Annotated in this window: 5 protein-coding genes and 2 pseudogenes; all 7 read left to right on the forward strand. The window is 68.3% G+C overall.

The window, feature by feature from the left end:
- Positions 1-145: 145 nt before the first annotated feature.
- Positions 146-1,128 (forward strand): annotated as a pseudogene (trbB, locus tag NW75_RS11595) (P-type conjugative transfer ATPase TrbB).
- The gene (locus tag NW75_RS11600; protein WP_033965391.1) at positions 1,125-1,457 is read left to right on the forward strand and encodes a TrbC/VirB2 family protein; all 333 of its coding nucleotides are present in this window, start codon (positions 1,125-1,127) and stop codon (positions 1,455-1,457) included. Before trbB ends, NW75_RS11600 begins: the two are co-directional and overlap by 4 nt.
- The gene (locus tag NW75_RS11605; RefSeq protein ID WP_033965392.1) at positions 1,457-1,738 is read left to right on the forward strand and encodes a VirB3 family type IV secretion system protein; all 282 of its coding nucleotides are present in this window, start codon (positions 1,457-1,459) and stop codon (positions 1,736-1,738) included. Before NW75_RS11600 ends, NW75_RS11605 begins: the two co-directional genes overlap by 1 nt.
- A gap of 9 nt (positions 1,739-1,747) precedes the next feature.
- Positions 1,748-4,186, forward strand: a pseudogene (gene trbE / locus NW75_RS11610) (conjugal transfer protein TrbE).
- Positions 4,183-4,944, forward strand: coding sequence for a P-type conjugative transfer protein TrbJ (gene trbJ / locus NW75_RS11615; protein ID WP_033965393.1), 762 nt, complete (start codon positions 4,183-4,185; stop codon positions 4,942-4,944). The pseudogene trbE and the gene trbJ overlap by 4 nt, the downstream one beginning before the upstream one ends.
- Before the next feature lie 10 nt (positions 4,945-4,954).
- Positions 4,955-5,338 carry a putative entry exclusion protein TrbK-alt gene (gene trbK-alt / locus NW75_RS11620; protein WP_033965394.1) on the forward strand — a complete coding sequence of 128 codons (384 nt, stop codon included), beginning with the start codon at positions 4,955-4,957 and terminating at the stop codon, positions 5,336-5,338.
- 4 nt (positions 5,339-5,342) lie between these two features.
- Positions 5,343-6,175: P-type conjugative transfer protein TrbL (gene trbL / locus NW75_RS11625; RefSeq protein ID WP_033965395.1), on the forward strand; the 833-nt coding region annotated here is incomplete at its 3' end.

Consider the following 6,175-nt stretch of genomic DNA (forward strand, 5'->3'; position numbering starts at 1 on the left):
ATTCCGCAGGTCCGCCTTTTCCCTGTATTTCTACGCTACGGTTCTACGAACGCATTCCCTTGTTGCCGCGCCCACATTTCTGCCTCTTCTACTCATCCCCGATCCAGGGCCGCTCGTCCGCGGTCCTTTCACGAACGGGGACGACATGGCGGCTTCTCACCAGCGATCCGAGGCGAGCTTACGCGGCGCGCGCATGTTGCGCACCGCGCTCGGCCCCGCCATCGCCGGATTCCTGGAAGACCCCACAGTCGTCGAGGTGATGCTCAACCCCGACGGGCGGCTCTGGATCGACCGCCTGTCCGAGGGGCTGTCTGATACGGGAGAGTGCCTGTCCGCCGCCGACGGCGAGCGTATCGTGCGCCTGGTGGCGCATCACGTCGCGCCGAGGTTCATGCCGGCGCACCACGCGTCTCGGCCGAGCTGCCCGAAACCGGAGAGCGGTTCGAGGGGCTGTTGCCGCCCGTCGTGGCGGCGCCGGCCTTCGCGATCCGCAAGCCCGCCGTCGCGGTCTTTACGCTGCAGGACTACGTCGCGTCCGCGATCATGTCGGCGGATCAGGCCGACGTCCTTCGTCGCGCCGTGGCCGATCGGCGCAACATCCTCGTGGCCGGCGGCACCTCGACCGGCAAGACCACGCTCACCAACGCCTTGCTCGCCGAGATCTCAAAGACCGCCGACCGCGTCGTCCTGATCGAGGACACGCGCGAGCTGCAATGCGCGGCCCCAAACCTGGTCGCGATGCGCACCAAGGATGGCGTCGCCACCCTCTCTGAGCTGGTCCGCTCGTCGCTGCGCCTGCGCCCAGACCGTATCCCCATCGGTGAGGTGCGCGGGTCCGAGGCGCTCGACCTCTTGAAGGCCTGGGGCACCGGCCACCCTGGCGGCGTCGGCACAATCCACGCCGGCACCGCGCTAGGCGCGCTACGCCGCCTCGAGCAGCTCATCCAGGAAGCCGTCGTCACCGTCCCGCGCGCCCTGATCGCCGAGACGATCGATCTGGTCGCGGTGCTGAGCGGCCGCGGGTCCAATCGCCGCCTGGCCGAACTCGCCCGGATCGAGGGCCTCCGTCCCGACGGCGACTACCACGTAACCCCCGCAACCCAGCCCCCCTCAGGAGATCCCGCATGATCCGCCGGTCCTTGGCCCTACGTCGCCGCCTCACAACGGCGGTCAGTCTCGCGCTTTTCAGCGTTGCGTTCGCGCCGGCCGCCCACGCCTCCGGCTCGTCCATGCCGTGGGAGCAACCGCTCAATCAGATCCTGCAGTCCATCGAAGGACCGGTCGCCAAGATCATCGCGGTGATCATCATCATCGTCACCGGCCTGACGCTCGCGTTCGGCGACACCAGCGGCGGCTTCCGCAGGCTGATCCAGATCGTCTTCGGCCTCTCGATCGCGTTCGCGGCCTCGAGCTTCTTCCTGTCGTTCTTCTCCTTCGGCGGCGGGGCGCTCGTTTGATGACGGGCCTTGCCGACAGCGCCGGCGAAGTGCCTGGCTTCAGCGTCCCGGTGCACCGCGCCTTGACGGAGCACATCCTGCTTGGCGGCGCGCCGCGCTCGATCGCCATCCTCAATGGCACGCTGGCGGCGGCGCTCGGCCTCGGATTGCGCCTCTGGCTGGTGGGCTTGGGCCTCTGGGCGGTAGGGCACCTTGCCGCCGTCTGGGCGGCCAAGCGCGATCCGCAGTTCGTCGACGTGGTGCGCCGCCACCTGCGCCTCCCCGTTTTCCTGAACGTCTGAGGCCGGCCGATGATGAACCTCGCCGAATATCGCCGGACCTCGACCCGCCTCGCCGATTTCCTGCCCTGGGCGGCGCTGGTCGGCGAAGGCGTTGTCCTCAACAAGGACGGCAGCTTCCAGCGCACCGCTCGCTTTCGCGGGCCCGATCTCGACTCCGCGGTGCCGGCCGAGCTGGTCGCCGTCGCCGGCCGGCTCAACAACGCCTTCCGTCGGCTGGGTTCCGGCTGGGCGATCTTCGTCGAGGCGCAGCGGCACGGCGTCGGCGCCTATCCAGCAAGCCGCTTTCCCGAGGCCGCGTCCGCGCTGGTTGACGCTGAGCGCCAGGCCGACTTCGAGGAAGACGCCTCGCACTTCGAGTCGAGCTACTTCGTCACCTTCGTCTTCCTGCCCCCCGGCCGAAGACGCTGCGCGCGCCGAGAGCTGGCTCTACGAAGGCAAGGCCGATAAGGGCGTTGACGCCTGGGAGGCGTTGCGCGGCTTCGTCGATCGCACCAACCGCGTGCTCCAGCTCGTCGAGAGCTTCATGCCCGAGTGCGCCTGGCTCGATGATGGCGAGACGCTCACCTACCTACATTCGACCGTCTCGACCAAACGCCACCGCGTGCGCGTGCCCGAGACGCCGATGTATCTCGACGCGCTGCTGGCGGACCAGCCGCTGACCGGCGGCCTCGAGCCGCGACTCGGCGAGGCCCATCTGCGCGTGCTCACCATCGTCGGCTTCCCGACCGCGACGACGCCCGGCCTGCTCGACGATCTCAACCGCCTCGCCTTCCCCTATCGCTGGTCGACGCGCGCGGTGCTGCTCGACAAGACCGACGCCACCAAGCTGCTGACAAAGATCCGGCGGCAATGGTTCTCCAAGCGCAAGTCGATCGCCGCGATCCTGAAGGAGGTGATGACCAACGAGGCCTCCGTGCTGGTCGACACCGATGCCGCCAACAAGGCGGCCGATGCCGATCTCGCGCTGCAGGAGCTCGGCGCCGACTACACCGGCCAGGCCTATGTGACGGCGACCGTCGCCGTCTGGGACGCCGATCCGCGCGTCGCGGCAGAGAAGCTGCGCCTGGTCGAGAAGGTCATTCAGGGTCGCGACTTCACGGCGATGCCTGAGACGGTCAACGCCGTCGATGCCTGGCTCGGCTCCCTGCCGGGCCACGTCTACGCCAACGTCCGGCAGCCGCCAATCTCGACACTCAACCTTGCCCACATGATCCCCCTGTCAGCGGTGTGGGCGGGGCCGGAACGGGATGAGCATTTCGGTGCGCCCCCCTTGCTGTTCGGCAAGACCGAAGGCTCCACCCCGTTCCGGTTTTCCCTTCACGTCGCGACGTCGGCCACACCCTGGTGGTCGGCCCGACCGGAGCCGGCAAGTCCGTCCTGCTGGCGCTGATGGCGCTGCAGTTCCGGCGATACCCCGGTTCGCAGGTCTTCGCCTTCGACTTCGGCGGCTCGATCCGTGCGGCCGCGCTCGCTTGTGGTGGCGACTGGCACGATCTGGGAGGCAGCTTGACCGAAGCCGCGGCCGACAGCGTGTCGTTGCAGCCGCTCGCCCGCATCCACGAGGTGCCCGAGCGCGCCTGGGCCGCCGACTGGATCGTCGCCATCCTGATGCGCGAGGGCGTGACCATCTCGCCCGAGGTGAAGGAACATCTCTGGACGGCCTTGACCTCGCTGGCGAGCGCGCCAGTGGTCGAGCGCACGCTTACCGGGCTCGCCGTCCTCTTGCAATCGAACGACCTCAAGCAGGCGCTCCGACCCTACTGCATCGGCGGCGCCTATGGTCGCCTGCTCGATGCCGAAAGCGAGCATCTCGGGCAAGCATCGGTGCAGGCGTTCGAGACTGAAGGCCTGATCGGCACCGGCGCGGCGCCGGCCGTGCTCGCCTATCTGTTCCACCGCATCGAGGACCGCCTCGACGGCAGCCCGACCTTGCTGATCGTCGACGAAGGCTGGCTGGCGCTCGATGACAAGGGATTCGCCGGCCAGCTTCGGGAATGGCTGAAGACGCTCCGGAAGAAGAACGCCTCGGTCGTATTCGCCACGCAGTCGCTGTCGGACATCGATGGATCGGCCATCGCGCCCGCCATCATCGAGAGCTGCCAGACCCGGCTGCTCCTGCCGAACGAGCGGGCAATCGAGCCGCAGATCACCGCGATCTACCGGCGCTTCGGCCTCAACGACCGGCAGATCGAGATCCTCGCCCGGGCCATGCCCAAGCGCGACTATTACTGCCAGTCCCGCCGCGGCAACCGGCTGTTCGAGCTCGGCCTCGGCGAGGTCGCGCTGGCGCTCTGCGCCGCGTCTTCCAAGACCGACCAGGCCGCCATCGAGCGCGTCCTCGCCGAGCACGGCCGCGACGCCTTCCTCGCCGAATGGCTGCGCCTGCGCGGCGTCGGCTGGGCCGCCGACCTGATCCCCGGCCTCACCAACCTGGAGACCCGACCATGATCCTTCGTCGCTCGCGCGCGGCCCTTTTGGCCGCCAGCATCTTCGCCGTGCCCGTCGCGTTGTCGCCGGTCCTCACCACCCCGGCCGCTGCGCAGTGGGTGGTCTACGATCCGACCAACTACGCCCAGAACGTCCTTCAGGCGGCGCGCGCGCTGCAGCAGATCAACAACCAGATCACCTCACTGCAGAACGAAGCGCAATCGCTGATCAATCAGGCGCGCAATCTGGCCAGCCTCCCCTACTCCTCGTTGCAGCAGCTTCAACAGTCCGTGCAGCGGACCCAGCAGCTCCTGAATCAGGCGCAAAACATCGCCTTCGACGTCCAGCAGGTCGACCGCGCCTTCCAGTCGACCTACGGCAACGCCTCACTCTCCGCGTCTGACGCCCAGCTCGTCGCGCAAGCCCGCGAGCGCTGGCAGAACACGGTCGGCGGTTTGCAGGACGCAATGCGGGTGCAGGCGGGCGTCGTCGGCAATATCGACACCAACCGCACGCAGATGTCGGCGCTGGTCGGCCAGAGCCAGGGCGCCACCGGCGCGTTGCAGGCGACCCAGGCCGGAAACCAGCTCCTCGCACTCCAGGCGCAACAGCTCGCCGATCTCACCGCCGTCGTCGCCGCCAACGGCCGCGCGCAATCGCTCTCGGAAGCCGAACGCGCGGCGGCCGCCGAACAGGGCCGCGAGCAGCGCCGACGGTTCCTGACCCCCGGCGTCGGCTATCAACCCGGCAACGCCCGGATGTTCCCAAGCGGCAACTGAGGGCGAGCTCATGGACGGCAAGCTTTTCGCACGGGTGGGCGCCATCGTCTTCGTCGCGGTCGCAATCACCGCGACGGCGATCGAGATGACCCGGAAAGAGGAAGAACCGGGGGCAACGTTCGCGCGCGCCGCCGTCGCGGCGGCGACCGACCCACTGCGCGCGGAGCTGATCCGGTGCCAGCGCCTCGGCGAAGCCGGTCCCCGCGATCCGGCCTGCCTCACCGCCTGGGCGGAAAGCCGCGAGCGGTTCCTTGCTCCCGGCGCGCGGCCGGGCGTGCGCACCACCCCGGCCACCGAGGTTCCGCCGACGCCGCCCGACGCGGCTGGAATTCGCTCCATGCCGGATGATCCGATCCGCAAGGAAATGGCGCCGCAGCTGGACGAGGCCCGATAGCATCATGGGCGGCACCGGCGTCATCGACCATTTCCTCGAGGTCTTCACCCGCTACATCGACAGCGGGTTCGGCCTGCTCGGGGGCGAGGTCGCGTTTATCGCGACCACGCTGATCGTCATCGACGTAACGCTCGCCGCCCTGTTCTGGAGCTGGGGCGCCGACGACGACATCATGGCGCGCCTGGTCAAGAAGACCCTGTTCGTCGGCGTGTTCGCCTACATCATCGGCAACTGGAACAACCTCGCGCGGATCGTCTTCGAAAGCTTCGCCGGCCTCGGCCTGAAGGCCTCCGGCACCGGTTTCACTACCGCCGATCTGCTGCGCCCCGGCAAGGTCGCGCAGACCGGGCTGGATGCCGGTCGACCGCTGCTCGACTCGATCTCCAGCCTGATGGGCTACTGGTCGTTCTTCGAGAATTTCATCCAGATCGCCTGCATGTTCCTCGCCTGGGCGCTGGTGCTGCTCGCCTTCTTCATCCTCGCCATCCAGCTCTTCGTCACCTTGATCGAGTTCAAGCTGACGACGCTCGCCGGCTTCGTGCTTATCCCCTTCGGCCTGTTCGGCAAGAGCGCCTTCATGGCCGAGCGGGTGCTCGGCAACGTCATCTCGTCGGGCATCAAGGTCCTGGTGCTCGCCGTCATCATCGGCATCGGCTCGACGCTGTTCTCCGAGTTCACGGCCGGTTTCGGCGGCGCCAATCCGACCATCGACGAGGCCATGGCCATCGTGCTCGCCGCACTGTCGCTGCTCGGCCTCGGCATCTTCGGGCCCGGCATCGCCAACGGGCTGGTGTCCGGCGGTCCGCAGCTCGGCGCCGGCGCCGCGGTCGGGACCGC

The organism is Sphingomonas sp. Ant H11, assembly GCF_000797515.1.
Taxonomy (GTDB): Bacteria; Pseudomonadota; Alphaproteobacteria; order Sphingomonadales; family Sphingomonadaceae; genus Sphingomonas.